This window comes from Sporolactobacillus shoreae (assembly GCF_004684935.1).
Lineage (GTDB): Bacteria > Bacillota > Bacilli > Bacillales > Sporolactobacillaceae > Sporolactobacillus > Sporolactobacillus shoreae.
Window position 1 is genome coordinate 16,480 of record NZ_SRJD01000007.1, and the last position, 25,226, is coordinate 41,705.

Below are 25,226 nucleotides of genomic sequence, written 5' to 3' on the forward strand. Positions count from 1 at the left end.
GGGATCAGGCAGTGATTTCCGACGTGTCGTCGCGTTCGACCGCCGCCAGCGGATGCTGCTGCAGCGGAGCCAGTTTCCCGGCAATGGCCAGAAGCGCGTCATAGGACGCGGCGGGCTTGATGTTGCGGAACGCTTTGGTAAGAACGATCGGATCGCCGTTCTGATCCTGTCCACCGTCGAACGTCAGGACAAATGCGGATGCCGTTATCGTACTGTTTGCCATCATAATCACCTCCTACACTCTATATGTAGGGACAGACGTCCCGGGTTGGTGAGACAGATCCATGTATTCACATATTTTCATTACGCCTCCCCTGGTGTGTGCTACAATAAGGATTAACGTATCACGAGTTCAGATGGAGGTGCTTTTTAATGAAAAAACAAATTGCGTCCACCAGCGCCCCGCAGGCAGTCGGGCCCTATTCACAGGCCGTAGCCGCTGGAGGGCTCCTCTTTGTTTCCGGTCAGATTCCGCTCGATCCGGAAACGGGCAAGATCGTAGAAGGTGATATTCAGGCGCAGGCAGGGCGTATTTTTAAAAATATCGGTGCCATCCTCCATGAGGCGGGGCTGGACTTCTCCAATGTCGTCAGCGCGACTGTTTTTCTGACCGACATTGGAGATTTTGCGGCCGTAAATGCTGTCTATGCGGAATATTTTAAAGAAGGGGTTCTCCCCGCCCGGTCCGCGGTTCAGGTTTGTGCGCTGCCAAAACAGGCGAAACTGGAAATCTCCTGCGTGGCTGTCCAGGAGCAGTGACCATCCGCTTCATAAAAAAAGCAGGCAAAAAACCCAGCAGAAATTTGATCTGCTGGGCTTTTACTGCTTCTTTTTTTGGCTTTGTTAAACTTGCCTGTTGTTTTTCGCTCCAATCAACGAAAGGGCTAAAACAATACTGAATTTAATCTTAGCCTTTTTTTAAACGGTATCCGGATCAGTGTTATTCCGCTTGTTTTCATTCAGGCCATCGATCCTCACCATGTCTTCCTCAGTCAGGCTAAAATCAAAGAGATCAGCGTTACTGAAAACATGCTCCTTTTTAGTCGACCGCGGGATGGTCACAACGCCGTTCTGGATACTCCATCTCAGGATCACCTGAGCGGCAGTCTTATGATGCTGCCCGGCGATCGCCCGAATTACGGGGTGATCCAGCTCCGTTCCCGTCCCGAGTGGTGAATAGCCTTCGACCAGAATGTTCCGTGACGCGCAGTATTCCCTGAGCGGTACCTGCGACAGCAGTGGATGAAGCTCAATCTGGTTTACAGCAGGGACAACGTCCGAAACATTAGTAAGCGCTTCTAAATGATGCCGATGAAAATTACTGACACCGATCGCTCTGATTCTGCCTTCCTCATAGAGCCTGACCAATGCCCTCCAGGAATCCAGATATTTCCCTTTAATCGGCCAGTGGATCAGATAGAGATCTATATAATCCAGGCCAATCTTTTTCAGACTCTTGTCAAAGGCCTTAAGGGCCGGATCATAGCCCTGATCGTCGTTCCACAGCTTTGTGGTAATGAACAGCTGCTCCCGAGGAATGCCTGACCTTCTGACTGCTTCTCCGACGAGATCCTCGTTTTGATAATGTTCCGCCGTATCAATCATTCTATAGCCCGTTTCAAGTGCCCAGGTCACTGAGTTGACGCAATCTTCTCCGCGCACGTGCCAGACACCCAGTCCGAATCCCGGCATCCCCATACCGTTATTCAGTTTCACTTGATCGTCAAGAGAATGTATCATTCCTTCAATCCTTCTCTCTGCAGACTGAAGCATCTGCTGTCTTAAATGCTGAGAATCAATTCACTGAAAAAGATCATTTATCAGCTTCCTTATTAACCGAAAGTCCTCTCAGGCGTTTGACCTTTTCCAGTCTCTTCTTATAAAAATCTTGGAATAGAACTTTGTTGCCACCGATCCGCACGACCAGAGCCAAAACCAGGCTGACCAGAAGCAGGCTCATATTATTCGAGAAAAGAGTGACAATAAAAAGTGACGTTGCAATGATTAGCATCATCATCCAGAATAATTTTCGAGTCATGACGCATCACTTTCCTCAGCAGGTTCCAGTTCTGAAGCCGCTTCTTCTTTGTTCTGCCGGTCAATATCCTTGTACAGCCAGTAGAACATCGCAAACCAGCCGAGCAGTCCCAGAATAGCCCAGATATTCAAATTTGCCGATTGAGCCATAAGGAAGCGCATATCAGGGGACTCAAATGTGCTCCAGCTCAGCATCATCCCATGAGGGATCGAAACCGTCCCGACTGAACGTCCCAGCCGTGTAATATATGGGGCGAAATAGGTTGCTGCATAAAGGAACAGCGGTGATGTAATCAGTCCCATGATAATCATATGAATAATATTGGCGTTCGTCAGAAGGAGAGCCGCGACGACAAACGACAGGTTGATAATCCCGGCGAACGGTAGAACGGCGTTGCCCGGCAGAATAATCGAGAAGATCAGGAGAACCGGAATGGTAATGATGACAGCGACCCACAGTTCACTGCGTCCCGCGAGAATCGGCCAGTCAAGCCCGATGTAGACTTCTTTATCCTTGAACTTATTTCTCATAAATTCCGAGACGCCTTCCGAAATCGGAGACAGAGCCTGTGAGAATAGTTTCGAAATCATCGGGAACAATACCAGCGCCGCGGCAGCTTTTACAGCCAGCGTCAATGAATTGGTGATACTGTACCCGGCGGCGAAGCCCAGCAGGAGGCCGATGATTGCGCCCATAACTTCATTTTCACCGAAGATGCCGATTTTGTCTTTTAGATAGTCCGAATCAATTTTTTTGCTCAGGAATGGTGTCTTATTCATGATTATTTCAAAAGGATGCAGAATATTGGCCAACAGCGTGATATGGTGCGGAACGGTAACACCAGGAATACCGGTCAGTTTTTCAACGCGCGGCCCCCAGATATCGCCGGCCTTGAGTTCAAGAACAATCTGAATCGCCGCGGCGACAAAACCAAGGATCAGGTTATTCGAGATGTAAGCGACCATTACTGCTGTGAAAATTTTGGACCAGACGTTCCACATATCCACATTGAGCGTTTTCGTCCAGTTGAAAATCAGCATGACAATATTAATGGCAATTTGCAATGGGAAAAGTAAGAACGCATAGGGCCACGCCCACGAAATGGCCGCCATGCCCGGCCAGCCGCCATCGACTGCCGTCAGAGTAATACCTGTGCGTTGAGAAAGTGCTTGCGCGGCTGGGCTGATCGCTCCGGTCATGAAGTTAATGACCAGCGTCATTCCTGTAAAAGCGATTCCCAATGTCAGAGCCGCAGAGAATGCGTCCTTAAATTTCATCCGTGCGATCAATCCGACAACGAGCATAATCAGTGGAACGAAAACGGGCGCGCCAAGATTGAGCACATAATTAACGATTTCTCTTAAAATTTGCATCGTTTTCCCCTCCGTTTTTTTGCTGACATGAACAGCTATATCCTAATAGGTTGAATCCCGTAGACGCGAGTTCACCCATTATCCGGCTTTATGAGCGTCAGCCTCTTTGATTGCATTCACTAATTTTTCAAATTCTTTATCCTGCCCCATCCCTGTCAGGAATGCGATACCGTTGATCACAGGGATTTGGAAACTTTTATTCGTTCTTACGATGGACACGTAAACATCCGCACCCTTGATGAACTTATCCAGTGACTTAATATCGACGGCCTCGACCGTGGATTTAATCTTCTTTTCACTGAGTAATTTGTTAATCTTCGATGCCACCGTCTGAGAGGTTGCTACTCCCGAGCCGCACGCCACAATAATTTTTGCCATGATAATACTTCCCTTCTATTTTTAGTTTTTTATTAGCCGACCGTCGCTTTTTTACCCGTAAAAAAAGTTTCAATAATCTTCAATGTCTCCCGGTCGCTTCCGGCACGAATCAAAGCATCGGTCAGGCTCTCATCCGACAGCATGGCCATGAGCTTCTGAAGCACTTTGACCTGAAGACCGTCCCGTGTAACGCCCAGAACAAAGATCAATTCAGCTTTGACTTTTGGGTCATCCTGAGAGCCGCCCATCGGAGAAAATTCAATCGGATTTTTCGGACGGATCACGGAAATAAACGGCTTCTTCAAATTCACCGGATCCGCGTGTGGAATAGCTACTCCGACGGAAGCGGTCTGAAGGCCTGTCGGGTAATTCTCTTCCCGTTTTGTGATTGCCTGATAAAATGTCGGCTGCACGTATCCTTTTTCCTCCAAAACATCAGCGATTTTCCTGAAAAAGACGGACGTATCAGGGTACTCCACATCCCGGAATACTAAATCCGGCTTAAAAAACACGTCAAATTCCTGTACATCTTCGTTTGCCATTTTTTATCCCCCCTCATTATGCATTTCACTATTTCTTTTTTTGTAATCGTTTTCAAGAAACTTATGAAAAAATAACTTCTTTCGGATAAGCCCATTCCGCGATTTCCGATTTTGGCAAAACTTCTGGCTCCTGCCCACCTCTGACCGTCAGAACATTGTAATACATCTGGGCCAGCTCTTCGAGATAATTGACTTTAAGATAGGCGTCATAGATGTCCTTTCCCGCTCCGATGGTTCCGTGCTTCTCCATCAGGGCTACATCGGAATCCCTCATCGTCTCGGCTACATGATCGGCCAGCTGATAGGTTCCCGGGCGGCCGTAGGGGGCAACCGGAACATAGCCCCTCTTTGCACCGAGTGCCTGCAGCTCATAGACAATGGCGGGGATTGTTTTGCTGAGGACGGCAAAAGATGTCGCATAGAGCGAGTGGGTGTGCGCCACCGCATTTACATCCGGACGCTCTTCGTACACTCTGAGATGCATCAACAGTTCACTGGTCGGTTTCAGGTTTGACAGATTCTCAACAACATGGACGTCTTTGTCGACAACGACAAGATCCCGTGGTGTGAGCAGATCGCGGTCCACTCCGGATGGTGTGAAGACAAATAATCCGGTTTCCGGGTCTCTCGCACTGAAATTACCGGACTTGTGCTTGCATAATCCTTCACGCTGCGCCTTTTTTGAAATCTCGCAAACATCTTTTTTTAAATGTTCCAGCATACGAATCGCTCCTTTTTTTATATCCCTTCATCAGTAACGGCAACTCCCATTTTACGGCCGGAGTGTTAGGTGAACCCCGTACCGTTTCGAAGCAGTCGGATCAGATTCATTGACCACGCCTCCTTTCAAAGAGATCCAGCACTTCTTTTGCAGATCCTGCATGGATGATTTTAGGTATTGATTCACTTTTTAAAAAGAAATCATTCAACCGCAGCAGCAGCGGCACGTGAACGTTCGACCTGGAAGGGACAAGTCCGACCATAATCTGAAACGGCACGCCTTCCGGATTCACGACAGGCCTTCTGAAAATAGCAATCTGGACATCCGCGTGCTCGGATGGATTCATAGATTCAGTATGAGGTAAATAGATGTTGGGACCAATCAGCATATTTTTGTAATGCTCATAGAACACTTTCTTACATGCGTGGACATAATCATTCTCGCAATTGCCCCTTCTCAAAATTGGATCAAATGTGACCTCCACGCAATCCTTCCAGGATGCAACCCCATCAATAAAAGATATATTTTTTTCACCAAACTTCATTTTCCCGGGTGAATCGTTTTGCGCAATGGGTTCTTTTTTGTCTTCAAAAAAAGATTTCAGGGCACTTTCCACTAAAGAAATTTTGTCGTCAGGAATCAAGCTTCTGATCGCGTTGACAACGCTTTTCGCCTGCTTACCGGAATCTTTTTTCAATAGTTTTGCAACCGTTGCCCTCAACTGCCTTCTGCTTTCCGGTTCCAGAAACGGCGGAACAATAATGGTTGTTGTCTGGCTTTTGATCGGTATGGTTGTAAAGATAAAATCAAGGGCGAGGTCCATGCCCTCAAACTGCCTGAAGGAATAGGCGCCGACAAACTCGATCTGCGGGAACATATCCTTCAAGTTTTCCAAGAGCAGCTGGGAAACAGACGTCCCGTTCGGACAGAGAACAATCGCTTTGAAATAAGTCGAGCCCCTCTCTTCCTCTGACTGATAGAGCCAGCCAAGAACAATCATGGACAGATAGGCAATCTCTTCATCCGACAGGGCATGCCCGATGATTTGCTCAAAGGGTTCAGCCGCGTCAGCCACCGTCATGAACACATCATAGTGCTCATTCATAAACCGGCCCGTTAGCGGGTTATTGACCCGGAACCCAAGAATATTTCTGAAAATGGCCGGCTGGATATGCAGCAGAATTTTTTCTTTAAAGTTCGTTTCCTTAATGAATTTAACCGCGAGCTTCTGTTTTAAAGACTCGACGAACTGGTTCACTGCCGACCGGATCTCCTCGCTGTTGGAAAAATCCATGGCGGATTCGATCCGGTTTGATGACAGGATGTGCAATGAGAAATAGAGAATATCCGTTTCCTTTAAAAAAGGAAAATCGCTGAGCTGGTCTTTAATGACTGGGAATTCCAGAGTGTTTCTGATGTCATATTTTTCAACTTTGAAGCTCCAGGTTTCCGGATAGTTACGGATGCGCTCCATCAGGACGGCAAGGACATAGGGCAATTCCCCAACCTGTTCGTCTGTCAGCCGAATTTGCGTTTTTTCCTCAATGACGGCCAACTTGCCTTTCAACAGGGCGACATCTTCCTTGTTTAAAAAATTTAATCGAGTGAGACAGGATTTGCCATAGACGGTTTTGAGCAGGTTCCTAGTTATATGAACAAGCTGGTTTCTGAGCAGATATTCCTGACCCTCGATCCGGTAACCCTTCTTCCGGGAATACGTCACGTTCAGCTGCAGGTTTTTTAACTCTTCTTTTAACTGTTTGATATCCGCGAACATCGTATTTTTGCTGACGTAAAATTGTTCGGAAAGTGTCTGCAGCGAGCTGCCGCTCTGATGTGTCATAAGTTCTGTTTCAATGAGACACTTTCTGAGCGTGACATTGCGGTCCGAGGCGCTGACATGCTCATCGCCAATCAGCAGTCCGTACAGCTCATCCGCGCATTGATCCGAAATGCTCAGTTCGCCGTTGACCACGTCGATTGATTCATGGGGAAGAATCGTATTAATGGAATGAATCGCATGAATGACTTCTTCCCTGCTCGTTGATAAATTATTTTCGATCTCCGGCAGACTCGGATCCGTTTGTGTCAAAATATGCTTGATTAATTCCCGTTCTTCCAGACCCATGATTCTCAACCTCCCTACAATTTGAAGTATATAGTGTTTTGTTCCATACTTCATCACAGTATATAAAAGCGCTTTCATTACGATTGTGACGAAAGGTAACATGAATGTTCCGGGTAAGCTGCCCGGTGGAATTAGCCGGTAGGAGAGGTGGGGACCAAACGGCTCAAAACTACCGCTTTTCAAATGCCATTCGCATGACAGCTTTGACGCATTCACTGACCGCCAAAGGGACGAGTGAAAGCCCAATAACGACGAGCCAGTCGCTCATCGTCAGCATCTGAACGTGGAATGCGCCGGACAAAACCGGAATTGAAATGACGGCATACTGCAAGAGCATGCCAAGTGCGATTGCTCCGGCTAAATATCGGTTAGAAAAGAGCCCGATCCGGAAAATAGACTGAAGCGAATGGCGCATCGCCAGAGAATAGAAAAGTTGGGAGACAGCAAGAACGACGAAGGCCATTGTTTCCGCATAGGTTAATGTGTTTTCAGGAATATTTTTCGACCACAGGCCGTAACCGTGCTCATTCAGGCCGAAATAAAAAGCGCACAGTGTCAGTACACCGATCAGCGTCCCTCCCAGAATTGCCCGGAACGCCACGCCGCCCGCGAAGAAACCTTCGTCCGCACTTCTCGGGGGTCTCCTCATGATCTCAGGATCTCCCGGGTCCACCCCGAGCGCAAGTGCCGGCAGTGTGTCGGTGATCAGATTAATCCAGAGAATCTGCGTCGGCATCAGAGGTACCGGCCAGAAAAAGAGCACCGAGGCAAAAATCGCGACAATTTCGCCGAGGTTGCACGACAGCAGAAAAACCACCGTTTTCCTTATATTAGCGTAAATGTTCCGCCCTTCCTCAATGGCCGCGACAATCGTTGTAAAATTATCGTCGGTCAGGATCATGTCACTGGCCCCTTTGGACACGTCGGTTCCGGTAATGCCCATGGCTACACCAATATCCGCCCGCTTCAGCGAAGGCGCGTCGTTCACTCCGTCACCAGTCATTGACACGATATTGCCGTTTGACTGAAAAGCCCGGACAATTTTAACTTTATGCTCTGGGGAAACACGCGCGAAGACGCGGTAGTGGTTAACTTTTTCGTTAAACGCTTCGTCCGCAACTGCGTCCATTTCACTTCCGGAAATCGCTTGTTCCGGGGACGAGGCAATGCCGAGTTCCCCGGCAATGGCGGCCGCTGTGCGCTGGTGATCTCCTGTAATCATCACACAGGTAATTCCTGCATTTTTCGCTTTTTGGATTGCATTTTTCACTTCGGTTCTCGGTGGATCCATCATCCCCACAAGTCCGAGTACGGTTAGCCCCTTCTCCATTTCATCCGGCTGAAGGATCTGCTCCGTCTCCTTGTATGCCGCGCCAAGCACACGAAGTGCCTGATCGGACATAGTTTCAGCCGCCCTCAGAATATCAGCCTTGATTTCTTCGGTCAGCGGCACCACCTTGCCCTCGATGCGCACAGAATCGGCGATCTTCATAATAGAGTCGATAGCCCCTTTGGTGTGCACGCGGAAGCCGCCGTTCTCCTTGTTCAAGGTCGACATCAGTTTCCGGTCGGAGTCAAATGGTTTTTCGGCAACCCGCTCATTGATGGTTGCTAATTTTTTCTTCTGGATACGATATTTTTCACCGAGAACAACCAGCGCCACTTCAGTTGGATCGCCTGTTCCTTCACCGCTCTCATAAGTCGCATCAGAACAAAGAACGAACGTGCGGATCAGCTCTTTCATGTCCTGCGTGTCGCACTCGGCCTGCCCTTTTTCAGGAACATCCGCGAATTTCCCGGACACATAGGTATGGACGACCGTCATCCTGTTACGGGTCAGCGTACCCGTTTTATCTGAGCAAATAATCGTCACGGACCCGAGGGTCTCAACGGCTGGCAGCCGTTTGACAATCGCATGGATCCGTGACATACGTGTCACGCCCAGCGCCAGGACGATGGCGACAATAGCCGGAAGTCCTTCCGGGATTGCGGCGACCGCGAGACTGATCGCGGTCAGGAACATTTCAAAAAGATCCCTTCTCTGGATCAGCGCCACAACAAAGATCACTGCGCAAATGGCGATAGCGATGTAACCGAGCATTTTGCCCAGAGCAGCGAGCCTCTTCTGCAATGGTGTCAGATCCTCATCGTCTGCATCAAGAACCTGCGCAATCTTACCGATTTCTGTGTTCATTCCGGTTGCGACAGCGACACCTTCGCCGCGTCCGTAAGTTGCCAGAGTAGACATAAATGCCATGTTTGACTGATCACCAAGCGGCGTTTTCGGATCGTCATAGATGTCCCGCGCTTTTTTTTCAGAAGGCACCGACTCCCCAGTCAGCGCGGATTCTTCGACCTGCAGGTTCGCACTTTCGGTCAGGCGCAGATCTGCAGGAATAAGCCGCCCGGCATCAAGAATAACCAGATCGCCAGGTACAATCTCCCTCGAGTCTATTTCCCTGACCTCGCCATCCCGGCGGACGAGCGCTCTGGGCACAGACAATTTCTGAAGGGCTTCGATCGCCTTTTCCGCCTTGAATTCCTGAACAACACCGATTATGGCATTCAGCAAAACAACGATCAGGATAATGATGGCATCCGAATAGTCACCAATGACTAAGGTAATCACCGCCGCGCCGAGAAGTACATAAATAAGCATATCTTTGAGCTGCGAGAAAAACAGCGCCGCAAGACTTTTTTCAGGTTTGCCCTTCAGTTTGTTTTCCCCATACTTTGTCATTCTTTCCCTGGCATCCGCGGAAGAGAGGCCGTGCGCCTGATCGACATGGAATGCGTCCAGGACTTCGTCAACCGGTTTGGAAAACCACATATCTGCCACCTCATTCTCAGGTCAATTAAACAGCACAGCTTTATGGCTTGCTTATCATCTTATCTTTACCCGAAAAGCCGATAGTTATTGTCATTAGTTTTTCTATTATCAGTTGTAAATGCAGAGCCGGCCGTTCCCCGAGGCAGCCTGATTGCGAGGGAGGGGAAGCAGATGAAAAAGATACTGGTCGCTTCACACGGTAGTCTGACGGATGGCGTAAAGAGCAGCTTGACCATTCTTACCGGCGAACCAAAAATGTACTTTTGTCGATGTTTATGTGAATAAGCAGGATATTGATGAATCACTTAATCAATTTTTTTAGATCTTAAAGACGTGGACGAGGCAGTGATTTTTACCGATCTGTTTGAAGGGAGCGTCAATGTATGAACAAAAAAGATGATACCGTTTCCTATGCATTATACTCAAACGAAGAATATAGCTACTCTCTAAAGATAACGTCTCACTTTATTCATATAATTTATGTACTCTTCTCCAAATTCCTGTACACACCATCTTTCTTCGGAAAGAACAATCCAATGTGCGGATACTTGAAAAATCACTAATAATGTTAGCAATATCAATGAATGTGTGAGCAGCACACAGCCTAAAAAATAAATAAAATACCCAATATACATAGGGTTACGGGAGACTTGGTACAGCCCTTTTAAATTGATCCCATTTTTTTCGGGCTTCGCAAAATTCGATATGGATACGATGCAAAAAATAATTCCTAAACTATATATGATCATGCCTGCGGAAAACCAAGGAGAGTCAACTCTTATTTTGAGGAAAAATAAATACAGGAATATAAGAATGTTTGCCAGTTGATAAAACCAGTACGCAATTTTTTCTCCACCTGTCAGCGGAGGGAAAAAGGCCGCACGTTTTAACGCTTCTTTATTTAATGTGTATAAAAGTCCAAACCTTATAAGTATGATTGGTATTGCTAACAGAATTGCATTCATCGTATCCCGCTTTCTTAAATAACGGACAATATTAATAATCTGCAGTCACTTTCATTATATAGCATGAAGCTCAACCAATGGACGTTGTCTTACGGAAAAACAAAAAATCAAATGTGATTAACGAAAATCATCACATTTGATCTGTTCAAGTCAAGTCAATCCTTCAATTTCAGTAGATTATTTTAGCGCATCTTTAGGTATCGTTACACCCGCGTCTTTATAAAGATTCTTCAAATAATCCTGACCCTGTTTCCGGGCTGACTGCTTGCTTTCTACCAGTCCGGTGTTCGGATTCAGGAAGAGCGCTTTGTTTTTCCCATGATTTGTGAAGTCGAACATGTTCTCTAGGCTTCCGGCCATCGCGTCGAACGACTGGTCACCGATGCGCCCCAGTTTCCAGTTGTCTTCAATGAAACGCAAGACGGAAGACTGATCGGTCAATGTATTGTCCACGAAGTTCGATCTGGCATAGGGAGAAATCACAAGGAGCGGGAGCCTAGGTCCGTAACCCGCGCGGTCAAGATAGGCGCCCGGTTTCACTTGACCGGCAACGCCCGGCCCGTTCAGCGCGTCAGCCGTCGGATCATTGGATCCGTTGACGAGTGGGGGCATCACATGATCATACCATCCGTCCGAGTCATCATAGGCAATGATCACGGCGGTATCTTTCCATGACGGCAGTTGTTCCAGATTATTGATGGTATTCGTCAGGAAGTACTGTTCGTCAAGCGGATCGGAGTAGCCGGAATGTCCGTCCTGATTGGCAGGTGCTTTTAAGAAACTAACTGCAGGCAGGTTTCCAGAGTTTGCCGCAGTCCAGAAGTCTGCCAGATCGTACTGATGGTTGGCCTGATCCGTTTTCCCGATCAATGAAGCTTTTGAAGGTGCCAGATGATTCGGATTTGCTGTTGACTGATAGTACTGAAACGGTTCATGATGCGGGATATAATCCGTTGAACCGGTTCCCCCGACATTATCATGCTTCTCGCCGGAATTGTGGAATCCGCCTTCAAACCAACCCCAGGTAATGTTCTTTGCGTTGAGAAGATCACCAACATTCTTACCGGTCAGTGCCACGGTTTTTCCTTTTGATGTCTCATCATAATAGGGATCGATATCATTATAGGTTGTCCCATTGTTAACCAGACCGCTGACCACGCCGTCGCTTATCTTTTCGCCGCCAGCCGTGACATTTGCTGTATAGGGCACGGATCCGTGTGTCTGACCGGAAACCAGGTTCAGTGCGCCAGGTGTCGACGGACCGTAGCTTGTCCCGAATGAATTATCGTTTAAAGCGTAATGCTGCGCGTAGTTCCATAATCCGGTAACCGTGTTGCCGTCATAGTAGTTCATGACATTTGTCGAGCCGTGCCCACCATAGGTCACATACTTGTCCATCAACCCACTATCCGTCGCTTTTTGTTCATTGGTATAGCTGTGATCATTGCCACCGGTAACAGCCTGCGAGCGATCCAGCCGCTGTGGATTCGCGCCGTTCGGATTGTTTGTCAGAAGCGTCCCGCTCAGCCCGTTGACCGTCGGAGTGTTCGGAGCCGCATGAAAAGCCGGCTCCCCCTTCGGATTCAGCGCATGCGGATAAGTTCCGAAGTAATGGTCGAATGAGATATTCTCCTGAAAAATGACAACAACATGTTTAATAGGTGTGGTCGTGCTTCCTTGATACTTGACATAGGAATAGCTGTTGCTGTGCTTAGCCATTGACTTTGCGGACAAGACCTGAGTATTGGGCAAAGCAAAATATCCGCCGGTCGCGACGAGGACGGCGGCAAGCAAACCGGCAGTCCATTTTTTCGATGACTTGAGCCTAATCATTTTTCAATCATCTCCGATTTGATCAATTTTTTGTCACAAATTGATCATAATTTCTGAAGGTTACCTCCCGGTTTCCGCAGTATTTTCTATTTGTAAAAAATGGATGACAATTAGTAAAGACGGCTTAGACACTAAGATCCTGTTTGTGCGTTTGTTTTGATGTCTGTCCGACACAACCACATATTGGAAGGGCGTTTCTAACAAAACGTGCATTGAAAGCGAAACCTATTAAAGAAGACCTATTTTTATTAAAGAAGCCTTAGTAGTGATGGTCAGGGATGACCTGGTTTCTAAACAAAAGGCTTTGTTAAACTTATCTGTTGTTTTTCGCTCCATGCGCTCGCTTTCCGCGGGCGATCCGTGAGCCTCCTCGCTCGGTACCCTCGCCGCGGGGTCTCACCAGGCTCGCTGCTCGCTGATCCCGCAGGAGTCTCGCGCCTTCCGCTTCAAACAGCGGAGAGGCAAAAACAACATTGGATTTAAACATAGCCAAACAAAAAGGGCTTTCCTATGGGGAAAAATCCTGAAGTAGTAAATAAATTCGAGCTTCCTGCTCTTTATTTTTTTTGTCACATATATCCCTATTGGGTTATTTTATAATTAAAAAAAGGAGATGAGTGTCAGTGCTAAATGTAACGTTAAAAAAACGTCAGGCCTTTTATCTGTGCGGGTACAATAAAGAAACAAGTTTAGAGACCTGTGGCAAAGAAATCTCGCAATTGTGGCGTGATTATGATGCTAAAAAAGATGAATTATTTGATATATATGGCTGCAAAAAAGATTTTTATGGACTCATATGGTCTTCAAGTCATACCGGATATTATAATTATTTGATTGGTATTGAAATCAGTAATATCACCCATTCTCCAAAAGAAACTATATGTAAACACATACCTGAGACAATTTATGCGGTCAGCCATGTACCTGTAAGCATGTCTGCCTTTGATGCTTGGACTGAGTATTATGAGAAGACCTTACCAAACGCCGGATATACTCCCGACAAGGAGCACGGCTTCAATTTTGAGTACTATCCTGCCGGCAGTAAAAGCGACTATGAATTATGGACACCGATACTCAGGGAGCTGTAAAAGTGGATATTCATACAAAAGAACGATTTATGGATAAAAATGCTGCACCCTCTTCCTCAGAAATAAGTGATCTATTAGGAGATCAGGCCGTAAGAAGGCTCAATGAATTTGAACATTTTCTGAACAGCCGATATGAATTAATCCGCGAACTGAAATTCCCTTTTGGCAATAACTACGGTTGGGGCTACAAATACAGCCATAAAAGCAAAATGCTCTGCTACTTGTTTTTTGAGAAAAATTCATTTACCGTTACCCTATCTATTGGAAAGCCAGAGCTCAAAAAATTATATCAGGAATTGGAAAATATGCTTCCTAAAACTCAGACCTTGTGGGAAAAGCGTTACCCGTGCGGAGAAGGGGGTTGGATACATTATCCGGTGGAAAATGGCGACGAATTAAAGGACATTGAAAAGTTGATCTACATAAAGAAAACGCCTAAACACTGATGAATGAATTCCAAGAAGGTGAAGCAAATAAAATATATATTAAACTTCTTCTTTCCAATAGGATGCCTAATCGTAATCAATCAACGAATAGAGTTGGTCATTCTGCCTTGCTTATCGGAATGGCTATTATTTACGAATTACTTTCCAAAAAATCAACCATAGATCGTCAAATGAACATAAAACACTTTTTTGCCAAAAATCCCTTTCAACCTTTTTCAAAGAAAACATATGGAAAACCCCTTTAATGGACTTCATCTGTGCAATGTCCACTGAAGAGGGAAAAAGGGATGGCGCATTGAATGTTGTGCGTTTTTTTAAATTCTTTCTGATACTATATTTAATGTGTAGATAAAAAAGATGCATATATTTGCCGGTTGAAAATCTCACTTTGCTATTGAAACGGATAAAATCTGAAAAGCAGTCGTCAAATCCAGTAAAAAATGACCTATCAAAAAATAGGGGAGAAGCTTTGGTTTCCACCTTACAACAAAGCCAATAACAATTGCAAAAGGTAAAAACATGAACAAACGCCAGACAATAAATCTTGGATCAAATATGAGCGGTAAGGCAGCATGCTGAAATGAAAGCATAATAGCCGGTAAGAAAAGAGAAAACCATTTATTCCTTGTTATGATTTCTAATCTAGGCATCACATAACCAAAATATGTAGTTAATTCTCCAAATAGCATGGTCAGTGGGAAAATCATAAAAGCTGTCCACGCAGCCCATATTGGCAGAGGCCTGATAAACAGATTAACCGCTCCCATGTAATCACCAAACAGAGCATTGCCCAGCAAGATGAAAGGGATATTCGCAACAGGTATACATAAAAGTAGTAAACCAAGTGACATGAATGAATCCTTAAGAACTGTTTTCTTATCAAACACAAAAAAGTTCCAGTACCTTTTATTCTCCCTTTTCAACAGCATATTTAATAGTATCACGCAAATCACGTTTGCAATGGTAACAACAAACGGCCACCAATAGGTCGATTGTTGCCATGGCGATTGAACATTACTCATTTTAAATACGATGAAAAATATAAACTGAAATAACAAGAATAAAAAGATACGAGTGAATGACATGGATATTATTAAAGGAAGAGAATACTTCTTCTCTTTATAAGCTGACTCTGCATTTTTATTAACTTCAAGTTCAAAAATTGATGCCACGCTATTGCCCTCCTGTCGACACATAAATTTTAAGAATGTTAAACAAATCTAGACTAGGATGTTTCTATCCTATTAGTAATCACTCTTTTTAGGGTAGTGGTAATCTCACTTGCGCCAAATTTACTTCTATAAACCTTTTTCAATTTTCGCTGCGTATCAGCCACAATTCCTGCATTGTATGTCCCCTCCAAATTCTATTTTTAGTAATTCCGAAGTTCCATTCTGCATTTGCTATTCTTTGGGTCTTCTCCTAAACATATTATTTTCACCTAATCAACGATATTGGAAATCAGCTTTTCTATGATCACATCCCTATCCTTTTTACAAGAAAAATCAAGTTTTACGGCCTTTTTCATGATGTCATTTCTCAAAAACATCATTTGGATCGGATGAATGATTTGGCAAATGTAGAGAACCAAGTCTTCTTCGGCACACCCCTTTTTTAATTCTTTTAGGAGCGGAATATAATAGTCATATCCCAAATTAGAAGATTCGGCATCTATGACATTTTCAAGAAGATAGAGAAGATAATATCTGCTTAGCCTTTTATGCCTCTCAATAAAATCCGCATATCCTTTTATAGAAATAGCAAGCTGCTCCCTGGGCGTCAAACCCAGCGATGTAACATTCCGGCTTTCTTCCGTTATCGTTTTTCTGATGTAATATTCAACAGCCAATCGAAAGAGTTCTTCCTTACTCTTAAAATGATAATTTATTAACCCTACTGCTACATTCGCTTCTTTTGCAATATCAACGATGCTGATTTGCTCCACTTCTCTGTCTTGTAGCAAATTTACTACCGCTAGCATAATATTATTTTTCGTTAACGTACTTTTCTGATACATGATATTCACCCGTCACTATATTTTGAATACTATTCAATTTTATTTTTTAACAGTATTTTTGTCAATAGTAATTTTGAATAATATTCAACTTTAATTTAATTGCCCATAATACAATGGATACGAATGTCAATTCATTATAATACTCACGTTCTTTCGGGTGCTTTGAGTTATTCTGTCGACACATAACTAAACGACCACCTGCCAGGTGGTCGTTTAGTATCTTGAAGTTTCACGTCTTACAAGGATCTTTCTAACGCTTTTTTCAGGGCTTCGTTAAAGAAATACCAGTCGTGATCGCCTGTCCACTCTTCATAAGTAAAGCCAAAATCAAGTTTCTTCATTTCATGGCTAAACCGGACATTAAATTTTTGCAAATGATCGTCTGATCCGCATGCCGTGTATATTTTTGGTTTAACTGGTTGGTTATTCGCTTTTTTGGCCAACTCCAGTATTTCATCATCAGCATTTGGTTCTAATGAATCACCAAAGATGGCTTTGAAGTCTCCTTTCAACTGCTCTCCGAAAACTGCTTTATCCAAGTATTCTTTTAAAAATAAACAAGCTGGGGAAAACGCACAGCAAACGCCATATTGCTCCGGTTTTGACAATGCGCATTTTAATGCCCCGTATCCTCCCCATAGAGGCACCCATAACCATGGTGTCTTCCCTTTTTGCTGATACGTTAAAAATGCTCTTACATATGCTCGGTAGTTCTTCTGTAATATAAGTAAAATATTTTGAGCCATATTTCATGTCTGTATAAAAACTTCGGCCCACTTCCGGCATGACAAAGATGGTGTCATATTCATTGGCATACACCGGTAACATCGTAAAATCAATCCAGTCCCTGTTATTGCCGCCTAATCCATGCAACAGATAGGCCACTTTATAGTTACCGCCCACATTCAAATGATTGGGAGAAACAACAGTTATTCCTGTATTCAATCCAAGTGTCCTTGAGAAGACGTTACCTTCTAATATCATGTGCGATCCCTCCGAAAGTTGAATGCAAACGATTGTTTTGAAATAAGTGACGAAGCCGAACCACCATTTTCAAAACGTCGGTGTATGATCGATACTTTTATCTTTCGGCCAACCGTTTCAATGAACATAGAAAAAAGACCTCCAAGAGTATGTTTCTGAAAACTTCACTCTTAGAGGTCTTATTCGTATTTATGGAGCATAGGGGGCTCGAACCCCTGACCTTTGCGCTGCCAGCGCAACGCTCTCCCAGCTGAGCTAATGCCCCGAAAAATGACAGCAACTTATATCTCCGTGCCGACAACATGACTATGTTACACTATTTTCTGCACAGTGGTCAAGAAAATTTATAGAAAGCTCAGTTTGTACCGTACAGGAACCCTTCCTGCTTCGATGGAGGCAGGATTATGACCGCAGCCACGGGCACCTTTGCCTCAATAAAGAAATTCCACGAAAAAATTAGCATCAGTCATATTTGCCGATCAAAGTAATAAAATAATCGAGCCGGCTGTACAATCAAATGAGCCGGTTAGAGTGGGTGAGCCTGATGAAAATGATTAAATCAAAATGTAACCGCTATCATAACTAAGAAAATGGGTGAAAATTATGAGCACTTCGGATAAGAGAGCCTATCGGGCTATGACACAAACGGCACCCGATATGATCGAACTGAAAGGGATAACGAAGGAATATGTTAAGCCTTCAGGTGAAGTTCATACCGTATTACGGGATATTAATTTGCGAATTCCAAAAGGGGAATTTACATCGATTGTTGGACCTACTGGCTGTGGGAAATCAACAGCGCTGAACTTAATTGCAGGATTTGAACCTCCCACAGAAGGTGAGGTGTATATTTCCGAGCAGAGACTAGATGGGATAAATCAGCGGGCCGCATGTGTTTTCCAAACGGAAAATGCTTTTCCATGGAAGACGGTTATTGATAATGTTTCACTAGGTCTGCGGTTACGGGGGATAAGTAAGGCAGATGCCTATGATGAAGCCAGAAAGTGGATCACCCGTGTCGGTCTTAAAGGGTTTGAAGGACATTATCCTTCCCAGCTTTCAGGAGGAATGAGGAAACGAGTGTCACTGGCTCAATGCTTAATTGTTCAGCCTGAAATTCTCCTCATGGATGAGTCTTTTTCGGCTCTTGATGTTCACACAAGACAATTAATGGAGGATGAATTGCTGAGGATATGGGAAGAGACCTCTGCTTCTGTTTTTTTTATCACCCATGATTTAGAAGAAGCCATTGCGCTCAGTGATCGGGTGATCGTTCTTACAGCAGGACCAGGAGCAACGATTAAGGGGGATTACCAGATTGATTTACCAAGGCCTCGTAATGTAGCAGAAATCAGCTTTGACCCTGCTTTTATGAGAATTCACCAACAAATTTGGAAAGACCTGAAGGATGAGGTGATGATTAGCTATGAAAACGCAAATAAGTTCACTAGCTAGTCCAGCTAGTGTAGAAGTGGTTTCACGAAAGGCTGAGTTAAAGAAAAAGGCATTAAAGCTTCAGGCCCGCAATTTGAGCTTGCAGTTGTTAGTGTTTGTTGTAGTGACGGGATCCTGGCAATTTTTATCCAGTCAAAAAATCATTGATCCATTCTTTTTCTCCAGTCCTTTTGACATCGTGAAACATATTTGGACTTGGGCCGTTTATGGAACTACTGCAGGTCCTCTATGGCTTCAATTTTTGGTGACCTTGGAAGAAACAGTTCTCTCCTTCATCTTGGGTGGCGTTTTTGGGATCATCTTCGGCTATGCCCTTGGTGTTAATGATTTGCTGTCGGTGATTTTAGGACCGTATATCAAAATGATCAACGCCATTCCACGTGTTGTTTTAGTCCCCATTTTCATCCTATGGTTTGGATTAGGAATGCCTTCAAAAGTTGCTTCCGGTCTGGTTTTAACATTCTTTATCGTATTCTTCAATGCCTTCCAGGGCGTTCGGGAAGTAGATCGGAATTTGATCAACAACGCGCTTCTTCTCGGTGCGAGCAAAGGTCAACTAGCGAAGCATGTGATTATACCTTCTGCATTGACCTGGATCCTCTCCAGCCTTCATTCCAGTTTTGGATTTGCTTTAATCGGGGCGGTTGTTGGTGAATTTATTGGTGCAACCCAGGGATTAGGGTATTTAATTGCTCAGGCTCAGGGAGCATTTGATACCACAGGAGTATTTGCCGGAATGCTCATCCTGTCAATTACGGCACTCATTGCTGATCTGGGCGTTTCAAAGCTTGAAAAACGTTTTATCGCCTGGCGTTACGTTCGGAAATAACATAAAACGAGGGGGAGTCTGCTTGAAAAAAAGTACTCTAAAAAAAATAGTAACAGGTGTGTCAGGTATTGTTGTTTTCACTATGCTTCTTACAGGGTGTTTTTCATCGTCTGCGAATTCGAATAGCTCAACCCAAAATGGTTCGTCGACGCATCCAAGGGTGGTGATCATGGTCGGTGGATTAGAAAAAATTATTTACATGCCGTTTATGTTGGCTCAGCAACTTGGGTATTATCAGCAGGCAGGCGTGAACGTCAGTCTTGTTGAAGAAAGTGCCGGTCAGGATGCTGAATTAGCCCTTTTAGCCGGTCAGGTTGACGGTGCCGGCGGATTCTATGACCACACCCTTGACCTTGCGACAAAAGGGAAAAATGTTGAAGCCGTTGTGACGATGGCGGATGTTCCGGGGGAAACTTTACTCGTATCCGATAAATTGAAGAATAAAGTTAAATCTATTTCTGACTTAAAAGGACTGAAAATCGGCGTCACTGGTCTTGGTTCGTCAACGAACATGTTAGCGACTTACAATGTCGTAAAAGGTGGCGGTAAGGAGAACGATTACACTCCGATTCCTGTCGGTGCCGGCAGTACGTTAATCGCCGCCATGAAAAATAATAAAATTGATGCAGCAGTCACAAGTGAACCGACGGCGACTATGTTAGAAAACAGCCATTTAGCGTACCCATTAGTCGATATGAACCACAAGGATTCGTCGAACAAAGCATTGGGCGGAGGCTATGCCTCGACCAGCCTTTATATGCAGAATTCTTATGTGAAAGCACATCCGGATGTTGTCCAGAAGCTTGTTAACGCTTATGTAAAAACGTTGAAATGGATGAGTACTCATACGCCTGAAGAAATCGCCGCGAAAATGCCGACAGATTATTATGCAGGCAACAAAAGCCTGTACATCCAGGCATTGAAAGGTCAGCTGCCAATGTTCACTCATGATGGAAAAATGCCTGCCAGTGTTCCTGAAAATGTTCAAAAAATCCTTTCTTCTTTCAAACCGGATGTTAAAAATATTGACTTAAGCAAAACATACACGAACCAATTCGTGAATAAAGCAAATCAATAAACAAATTGAATTTTTTAAATGTGAAAGGGGATCAATCCTGTACGTTTCTACAGGAATGGTCCTTTTTTATTATGTTGCATATGGTGGAACAAGGCTTCTAAATGCTTTCAAATTTAACCAGCATATTCTATTGAAACGAAGTTTTCCGTACAGGAAAGCCTTTTTGTGTTAAAACGACTTGTGACAGACGATTACTTACAAAGGTTCAATATTCGATTAAGTAAAGAAATGGAAAAACTTTATTTGGACTTTACTTATGAAGAACGTACCGGTGCTCATGACTGGTACTTTTGCAATAAATAGCTTTATCTAATGCAGCAAAAATAGTTCTCACTGATTAAATATAGGGGCTATGTGATCTGATGGAATCCAGCCCTGTTTGCCACTTCCGGTTCTGCAATAGGTCCAATCATTTAAATGTTTTAAGCCATGCAATCGTTCGCCTTTAGTTACTGTCAATTCATGGGCAGAATAATCGTCCAGAACTTTTGCATGTGCCAGATGGTTCGGGGATGATAGAATTTGCTTGGGCACCCAGCCTTCTTTTTTCGACTTCAAAGACTGGCAAAAGATCCAGTTAGGATACTGAGTGTCTTCTTCTCCATAGAGGACCTCTTCACCCCTTTTTAAAACAATAGGGTCCGGATAACATGATTGATAGTTTTCAATTACTGTATATCGTGGCATGCGGAAATCGCTCCGTTTCTAAATGGATTAAAATCTTTAGCTTTAAAATTATTCAACCCTGTCCAGCCAGTCATTGATAAGCGTGTTGAAAATTTGCGACTGCTCAATCTGCAGATTGTGGCCTGCCGTATCCAATACACCGAAAGTGCCTCTTGGGTATTTATCTATGAGGTCCAGTGCATCCTTGAATCCAACTGAAGCATCCTGCCGTCCGAGCAGAAATAAAGTCGGTTGATCAAACTCTGACTGATCAATATCGAACGAAAACGCATAGTTTTTCTTGACCTTTTCCAAAAAAGGCTCATCCGCGATTGCGCACCCCGTCAGAATTTCATGTTGGTATCTGTTCCAGTTGTACTCGTCTAAAACTACCTGCATGGAGCTGAAGTCCTCCAGTTCATCGTCCGTCAGGTTCTTCAAAAATTCATGATCAGAACGAAGGACCACATGTTCCGGTAGCCTTCTTTTCTCTTTTTGGGGAACAATGCAGGGGCAAATGAATGCCGCTCCGTGAACCCGGCTTCTTTGTTTTTCAATAATTCCTCTTGCCAAATAACCGCCATAGGACTCACCGGCAATCAGAAAGTCCTGATCAGGAAGCACCTTTTGAACAAACTCCAATACAGTTTGCAGCATATCATCCGAACTACCGATGTCCTGATAATTTTTCGTCAAGCCCATTCCCGGTAAATCCATATAAATCCGTCGCCATCCGGTCCGCTTTCTGAAAACCGGTTCCATGCATCCGCTCATAAGCCTGTGATCCGGAGAATAGCCGTGAATCATCAGGATGGGTGTCCCCTCGCCTCTATCTTCATAATAGATGTCCGCCTGAGAAACTTTGCAATAGGTCATGATCTGGTTTTCCCTTCATTATGTATTGAATACGAAAATACGTTCGTGTATTCACGATAAAATTATACAACATGAACGGACGACTGTCAGTATTCATTTTTAACTTGACATATAATTGATTGAATGATTTTTTGTTCTTCCTGCGGATCTTATCAATTTAATTCATGACATCTTCACATTTAGGCGCATCTTATTATTGCTAATTTATAAGACATGCTATATATTTGTTTATGTTCTAGTCTTTCTTTCTAAAGGGCAAAGCTGCTGAAAAGCAGTGACGCAAAGTCACAGGTCTAAGGCGATTTTTTCGCTATGACGGCTGGTCTTCCGTATTTTTTTCTGATTTTAGGAGAAAACGTAAATGAGGGGGAGTTTTTTTATGCGCTTATATAAGAAAGCTTTGGTGTTACTATTGTTTTTCTGCCTGTTTTTTTCCGGTTCCACAGAAAGTATCGTTCAGGCGAAAAGTTCTTCCAAGGCTCGAGCGGTAAAAGTCGTACATAAGACCGTCAAAAGCAAAAAGAGCGCATCTAAAAATAAGATTCCTAAGAAAAAGTCAGTTGTCAAAAAACAGGCCGTAGCAGTTAAGAAAAACAAAAAAGCTGCGGTTAAAAAAGTTACTTTGAAAAAAAACGCTTCAATTAAAAAAACCGCCACAGTGAAAACTTTGACTGCAAAAACGACCAGCAAACCAACTATCACAGGTGCTTCGATGAATAGTATAAAATCAGTCAAGGTTTATTATGGTGAAGCGACTCCCTCCGCAATCAGCGCTCTGTCCAAGTATGGTGCGGTCATTATCGAGCCCTATGCTTTTTCGAAAGCGCAGGTTGACACGCTGAAGGCACATGGCACAAAAGTTTACGGTTATTTAAGCGTCATGGAGCTAGAAGATCAGAATAAAGGTCTTGTCAATGATTCTGATTATTTCTACTACCATGGTAAAAAGTACAGAATTCCTCAATGGAAAACTTATATCATGGATCTCTCCAAACCTCACTATCAGGATATCTTAATGAATAAGGTGAACAGCCAAATCGCCGCTAAAGATATGGATGGCGTATTCCTCGACACTGTCGGCGACATTGATGATTACTTTTATAAAGATCCTGCCGTTCAGAATCAGTTCAGACAAGCTTATAAAACTTTGCTTGGCAAGATTAAGTCGTCCTATCCCGGATTGTCACTTATTCAGAATTGGGGATTTGATACTGTAAAATCCACTTCTGCCCCTTACATTAACGGTGTTATGTGGGAAGATTTCGACAAATCTGTTGTCTCCACCGACGAATGGAGCCAGAACTGGATCAACTATTTCCGGAGCGTATCCGGAAGCATCCGGCTGATTACGGTAGCGCCGAACACCTCATCAGAAAGCTACGCGCAGCAGCTTGGATTCATCAGTACGTTGAACGGCAACGATATATATAACAACCTGTAAATAGTAATTCCGGTAAGAATAACAAGAGGCTGTCTCATGAGTCGGTTTTTGACTAAGAGACAGCCTCTTTATTCATCTTAACTCGTTCAGCTAAACCGGTTAAACCATCCCGCAACAGAGGTGAACAGCCTGCGACCCGCTCTCATTGATTCTGCCCTGCAGAAAAGATAGTAGTCAATGTCCCTGACATACCAGAGAAGTCGAGACAGTGAAAAAAGAAGTGCCGTAACCGATCCTAACGCAAATCCAATGCCATACCCGTTATAACCTAAAGGAAGTAATATCAGCGTGATCAGGGCGTTCGTCAGGCAGAATATGACGGATGTCATGACGGCTCCCCGTCTGTCCTCAAAATACAGAAGCATAAGTGTGCAGACAAGAACCATACCGTTAGCAAATGCGCCGACCGCAGCCAGTTGGAAAATAGAATACAGCATTGTCGACTGAGACATTTGGGACATGAGGATCCATGCTATAAAAATGGCGATCCCCGTGATCGCCCCCTGCATCATTAATAGATGTTTCAGTTCCTGGCGAACCGTGAGATTCATGGCACTTTTTAAGTGTTCGACCTGTTTCAGCGTGCCGCCGTGATTCACAGCGCCGAGAAATTTTTTATAACGTTCGTAAAATCTGGTTTCTATTGAAACAGTAAAGAATACATAGGTTGGCGTAATTGTTAGGTAGGCCCAGAACACGGAACTGTCATAAATCGGATTGTATCGGAAACTTCCCGCGATGATCTGGTGCCCTTCACCAAACCAGATGATAAAGTTGCAGACCCAGATACCGACATTATAGAGCAGGCCACTGAGCGCGAGTTCCGGATATTTATCAAACGCTCTCAAGAAATTAAACTGATCTTTCGCCTCAAGTCCTGGAAACATCCGCACCAGGACCAGGCTTAGTACGCCCAGTGTCACAATGATTCCCGTCGTAAATGAACCGAGCAGCAGAAAAGCCTGGGCATACATGAAGTGCGGGCGAAAAAATGAGACTGCCCCCATACCGACAATGGAAACGATCCCCCCGAAAAAGAACGCAAGAGCAATAGCCTGGAAGTTCTTAGCTGCTGTCAGATAAATGCTCTGAATCCAGATGATGTCGAGCGACAAAAAAAGAATGAGCAGAATAAGATCATAATAAAATGGCAGAGGAGTGAACAGTGCAAACAAGAGCCAGAGCAAAAAAGCAAGGGCTAGGCTTACCTTTACGACACCTAGAAATGATGAGTAGATGCTTCTGACATCTTGATCATAGAGCAGGTCGGCTACATATCTCGTCACCGGCAACTGAATGATTCCATAAATAATTTGTGAAAAAATAAAACAATACGACACCGAAATAATAAACAACTGTTGTTCGCCCATAGGGATCGGGTAGAGAAAGTGAATCAGAAAGCGAATAATCGAGATCGTGCCGATCACAATCAGCCAGGGACCCGCGGTGACAAATAACGAATAGCCATACGCTTTTGTCCGTGACGAAAAATAATCCTCGGCAAAGAGTTTTTGTAAACGGAATCCGATACCTGCCAT

At 44.3% G+C, this 25,226-nt stretch carries 25 protein-coding genes, 1 tRNA gene and 1 riboswitch; of the genes, 7 read left to right on the forward strand and 19 right to left on the reverse strand.

Annotated features, from left to right (window positions below; all coding sequences use genetic code 11):
* Window positions 1-4 precede the first annotated feature (4 nt).
* Window positions 5-223, reverse strand: a complete 219-nt coding sequence (locus tag E4665_RS07860; RefSeq protein ID WP_135348245.1) for a DUF1659 domain-containing protein — start codon at window positions 221-223, stop codon at window positions 5-7.
* Between the two features lie 149 nt (window positions 224-372).
* Here E4665_RS07860 and E4665_RS07865 point away from each other — a divergent pair, with 149 nt between their 5' ends.
* A complete protein-coding gene (locus E4665_RS07865; RefSeq protein WP_135348246.1) occupies window positions 373-759 on the forward strand; it encodes a RidA family protein in 387 nt (128 codons plus the stop codon).
* Between the two features lie 159 nt (window positions 760-918).
* On the opposite strand, the gene E4665_RS07870 is transcribed toward E4665_RS07865, so the two are convergent.
* The 10 genes from E4665_RS07870 to E4665_RS07915 all read right to left on the reverse strand — a co-directional run bounded on the left by E4665_RS07870 (window position 919) and on the right by E4665_RS07915 (window position 12,808).
* Window positions 919-1,740, reverse strand: coding sequence for an aldo/keto reductase (locus E4665_RS07870; protein ID WP_135348247.1), 822 nt, complete (start codon window positions 1,738-1,740; stop codon window positions 919-921).
* Window positions 1,741-1,813: 73 nt separating this feature from the next.
* A complete protein-coding gene (locus E4665_RS07875; protein WP_135348248.1) occupies window positions 1,814-2,038 on the reverse strand; it encodes a hypothetical protein in 225 nt (74 codons plus the stop codon).
* On the reverse strand, window positions 2,035-3,411 hold the full coding sequence (locus E4665_RS07880; protein WP_135348249.1) for a PTS galactitol transporter subunit IIC: 1,377 nt from the start codon (window positions 3,409-3,411) through the stop codon (window positions 2,035-2,037). The genes E4665_RS07875 and E4665_RS07880 overlap by 4 nt, the downstream gene beginning before the upstream one ends.
* 78 nt (window positions 3,412-3,489) lie before the next feature.
* Entirely contained in the window at window positions 3,490-3,789 is a 300-nt protein-coding gene (locus E4665_RS07885; RefSeq protein ID WP_135348250.1) for a PTS sugar transporter subunit IIB, read from the reverse strand.
* 32 nt (window positions 3,790-3,821) lie between these two features.
* Window positions 3,822-4,331: a PTS sugar transporter subunit IIA gene (locus tag E4665_RS07890; protein ID WP_135348251.1), complete on the reverse strand. Its 510-nt coding sequence runs from the start codon at window positions 4,329-4,331 to the stop codon at window positions 3,822-3,824.
* A gap of 61 nt (window positions 4,332-4,392) precedes the next feature.
* Complete coding sequence (locus E4665_RS07895; RefSeq protein ID WP_135348252.1) at window positions 4,393-5,052, reverse strand: class II aldolase/adducin family protein; 660 nt, start codon at window positions 5,050-5,052, stop codon at window positions 4,393-4,395.
* Window positions 5,053-5,158: 106 nt separating this feature from the next.
* Complete coding sequence (locus E4665_RS07900) at window positions 5,159-7,180, reverse strand: PRD domain-containing protein (protein WP_167815153.1); 2,022 nt, start codon at window positions 7,178-7,180, stop codon at window positions 5,159-5,161.
* A gap of 169 nt (window positions 7,181-7,349) precedes the next feature.
* Window positions 7,350-10,010: a cation-translocating P-type ATPase gene (locus E4665_RS07905; protein ID WP_135348254.1), complete on the reverse strand. Its 2,661-nt coding sequence runs from the start codon at window positions 10,008-10,010 to the stop codon at window positions 7,350-7,352.
* A gap of 446 nt (window positions 10,011-10,456) precedes the next feature.
* On the reverse strand, window positions 10,457-10,975 hold the full coding sequence (locus tag E4665_RS07910; protein WP_135348255.1) for a methyltransferase family protein: 519 nt from the start codon (window positions 10,973-10,975) through the stop codon (window positions 10,457-10,459).
* Between the two features lie 177 nt (window positions 10,976-11,152).
* Window positions 11,153-12,808 carry a phospholipase C gene (locus E4665_RS07915; protein WP_135348256.1) on the reverse strand — a complete coding sequence of 552 codons (1,656 nt, stop codon included), beginning with the start codon at window positions 12,806-12,808 and terminating at the stop codon, window positions 11,153-11,155.
* A 623-nt stretch (window positions 12,809-13,431) separates the two neighbouring features.
* On the opposite strand from E4665_RS07915, the gene E4665_RS07920 reads away from it, so the two are divergent.
* Both E4665_RS07920 and E4665_RS07925 read left to right on the forward strand, forming a co-directional pair.
* The gene (locus E4665_RS07920) at window positions 13,432-13,896 is read left to right on the forward strand and encodes a GyrI-like domain-containing protein (protein ID WP_167815154.1); all 465 of its coding nucleotides are present in this window, start codon (window positions 13,432-13,434) and stop codon (window positions 13,894-13,896) included.
* Between the two features lie 2 nt (window positions 13,897-13,898).
* Window positions 13,899-14,342, forward strand: coding sequence for a DUF3788 domain-containing protein (locus tag E4665_RS07925; protein WP_135348258.1), 444 nt, complete (start codon window positions 13,899-13,901; stop codon window positions 14,340-14,342).
* 383 nt (window positions 14,343-14,725) lie between these two features.
* On the opposite strand, the gene E4665_RS07930 is transcribed toward E4665_RS07925, so the two are convergent.
* From E4665_RS07930 to E4665_RS07945, 5 genes are all read right to left on the reverse strand, one after another.
* Window positions 14,726-15,514, reverse strand: coding sequence for a hypothetical protein (locus E4665_RS07930; RefSeq protein ID WP_135348259.1), 789 nt, complete (start codon window positions 15,512-15,514; stop codon window positions 14,726-14,728).
* A gap of 269 nt (window positions 15,515-15,783) precedes the next feature.
* Window positions 15,784-16,359: a TetR/AcrR family transcriptional regulator gene (locus tag E4665_RS07935; protein WP_135348260.1), complete on the reverse strand. Its 576-nt coding sequence runs from the start codon at window positions 16,357-16,359 to the stop codon at window positions 15,784-15,786.
* Between the two features lie 236 nt (window positions 16,360-16,595).
* Window positions 16,596-17,006: an alpha/beta hydrolase-fold protein gene (locus E4665_RS18480; protein ID WP_241654752.1), complete on the reverse strand. Its 411-nt coding sequence runs from the start codon at window positions 17,004-17,006 to the stop codon at window positions 16,596-16,598.
* Complete coding sequence (locus E4665_RS18485; RefSeq protein WP_241654742.1) at window positions 16,891-17,343, reverse strand: alpha/beta hydrolase; 453 nt, start codon at window positions 17,341-17,343, stop codon at window positions 16,891-16,893. Before E4665_RS18485 ends, E4665_RS18480 begins: the two co-directional genes overlap by 116 nt.
* A gap of 192 nt (window positions 17,344-17,535) precedes the next feature.
* Window positions 17,536-17,608, reverse strand: a tRNA-Ala gene (locus E4665_RS07945).
* A 371-nt stretch (window positions 17,609-17,979) separates the two neighbouring features.
* Between E4665_RS07945 and E4665_RS07950 the strand changes: the two genes are divergently transcribed.
* From E4665_RS07950 to E4665_RS07960, 3 genes are read left to right on the forward strand one after another with little or no spacing between them, the layout of a single operon-like run.
* Window positions 17,980-18,798, forward strand: coding sequence for an ABC transporter ATP-binding protein (locus tag E4665_RS07950; RefSeq protein ID WP_135348261.1), 819 nt, complete (start codon window positions 17,980-17,982; stop codon window positions 18,796-18,798).
* Entirely contained in the window at window positions 18,770-19,627 is an 858-nt protein-coding gene (locus tag E4665_RS07955) for an ABC transporter permease (RefSeq protein WP_135348262.1), read from the forward strand. Before E4665_RS07950 ends, E4665_RS07955 begins: the two co-directional genes overlap by 29 nt.
* A 22-nt stretch (window positions 19,628-19,649) precedes the next feature.
* Window positions 19,650-20,705, forward strand: coding sequence for an ABC transporter substrate-binding protein (locus E4665_RS07960; protein WP_206663566.1), 1,056 nt, complete (start codon window positions 19,650-19,652; stop codon window positions 20,703-20,705).
* A gap of 330 nt (window positions 20,706-21,035) precedes the next feature.
* On the opposite strand, the gene E4665_RS07965 is transcribed toward E4665_RS07960, so the two are convergent.
* Window positions 21,036-21,392 carry an SH3 domain-containing protein gene (locus E4665_RS07965; protein WP_135348263.1) on the reverse strand — a complete coding sequence of 119 codons (357 nt, stop codon included), beginning with the start codon at window positions 21,390-21,392 and terminating at the stop codon, window positions 21,036-21,038.
* Between the two features lie 48 nt (window positions 21,393-21,440).
* Window positions 21,441-22,247, reverse strand: coding sequence for an alpha/beta fold hydrolase (locus tag E4665_RS07970; protein ID WP_135348264.1), 807 nt, complete (start codon window positions 22,245-22,247; stop codon window positions 21,441-21,443).
* Window positions 22,248-22,491: 244 nt separating this feature from the next.
* Window positions 22,492-22,579: riboswitch (cyclic di-GMP riboswitch) on the forward strand.
* A gap of 290 nt (window positions 22,580-22,869) precedes the next feature.
* Here E4665_RS07970 and E4665_RS07975 point away from each other — a divergent pair.
* A complete protein-coding gene (locus tag E4665_RS07975; protein WP_422067247.1) occupies window positions 22,870-23,688 on the forward strand; it encodes an endo alpha-1,4 polygalactosaminidase in 819 nt (272 codons plus the stop codon).
* An 86-nt stretch (window positions 23,689-23,774) separates the two neighbouring features.
* Here E4665_RS07975 and pelG read toward each other — a convergent pair whose 3' ends face one another.
* A complete protein-coding gene (gene pelG / locus E4665_RS07980; protein WP_135348265.1) occupies window positions 23,775-25,226 on the reverse strand; it encodes an exopolysaccharide Pel transporter PelG in 1,452 nt (483 codons plus the stop codon).

Bases quoted from the DNA above. Each gene is read 5' to 3' on its own strand.
- E4665_RS07860 (WP_135348245.1), bottom strand. From the start codon at position 223: ATGGCAAACAGTACGATAACGGCATCCGCATTTGTCCTGACGTTCGAC.
- E4665_RS07865 (WP_135348246.1), top strand. From the start codon at position 373: ATGAAAAAACAAATTGCGTCCACCAGCGCCCCGCAGGCAGTCGGGCCC.
- E4665_RS07870 (WP_135348247.1), bottom strand. From the start codon at position 1,740: ATGATACATTCTCTTGACGATCAAGTGAAACTGAATAACGGTATGGGG.
- E4665_RS07875 (WP_135348248.1), bottom strand. From the start codon at position 2,038: ATGACTCGAAAATTATTCTGGATGATGATGCTAATCATTGCAACGTCA.
- E4665_RS07880 (WP_135348249.1), bottom strand. From the start codon at position 3,411: ATGCAAATTTTAAGAGAAATCGTTAATTATGTGCTCAATCTTGGCGCG.
- E4665_RS07885 (WP_135348250.1), bottom strand. From the start codon at position 3,789: ATGGCAAAAATTATTGTGGCGTGCGGCTCGGGAGTAGCAACCTCTCAG.
- E4665_RS07890 (WP_135348251.1), bottom strand. From the start codon at position 4,331: ATGGCAAACGAAGATGTACAGGAATTTGACGTGTTTTTTAAGCCGGAT.
- E4665_RS07895 (WP_135348252.1), bottom strand. From the start codon at position 5,052: ATGCTGGAACATTTAAAAAAAGATGTTTGCGAGATTTCAAAAAAGGCG.
- E4665_RS07900 (WP_167815153.1), bottom strand. From the start codon at position 7,180: ATGGGTCTGGAAGAACGGGAATTAATCAAGCATATTTTGACACAAACG.
- E4665_RS07905 (WP_135348254.1), bottom strand. From the start codon at position 10,010: ATGTGGTTTTCCAAACCGGTTGACGAAGTCCTGGACGCATTCCATGTC.
- E4665_RS07910 (WP_135348255.1), bottom strand. From the start codon at position 10,975: ATGAATGCAATTCTGTTAGCAATACCAATCATACTTATAAGGTTTGGA.
- E4665_RS07915 (WP_135348256.1), bottom strand. From the start codon at position 12,808: ATGATTAGGCTCAAGTCATCGAAAAAATGGACTGCCGGTTTGCTTGCC.
- E4665_RS07935 (WP_135348260.1), bottom strand. From the start codon at position 16,359: ATGTATCAGAAAAGTACGTTAACGAAAAATAATATTATGCTAGCGGTA.
- E4665_RS18485 (WP_241654742.1), bottom strand. From the start codon at position 17,343: ATGATATTAGAAGGTAACGTCTTCTCAAGGACACTTGGATTGAATACA.
- E4665_RS07950 (WP_135348261.1), top strand. From the start codon at position 17,980: ATGACACAAACGGCACCCGATATGATCGAACTGAAAGGGATAACGAAG.
- E4665_RS07955 (WP_135348262.1), top strand. From the start codon at position 18,770: ATGAAAACGCAAATAAGTTCACTAGCTAGTCCAGCTAGTGTAGAAGTG.
- E4665_RS07965 (WP_135348263.1), bottom strand. From the start codon at position 21,392: ATGCCACGATATACAGTAATTGAAAACTATCAATCATGTTATCCGGAC.
- E4665_RS07970 (WP_135348264.1), bottom strand. From the start codon at position 22,247: ATGACCTATTGCAAAGTTTCTCAGGCGGACATCTATTATGAAGATAGA.
- pelG (WP_135348265.1), bottom strand. From the start codon at position 25,226: ATGGCAGGTATCGGATTCCGTTTACAAAAACTCTTTGCCGAGGATTAT.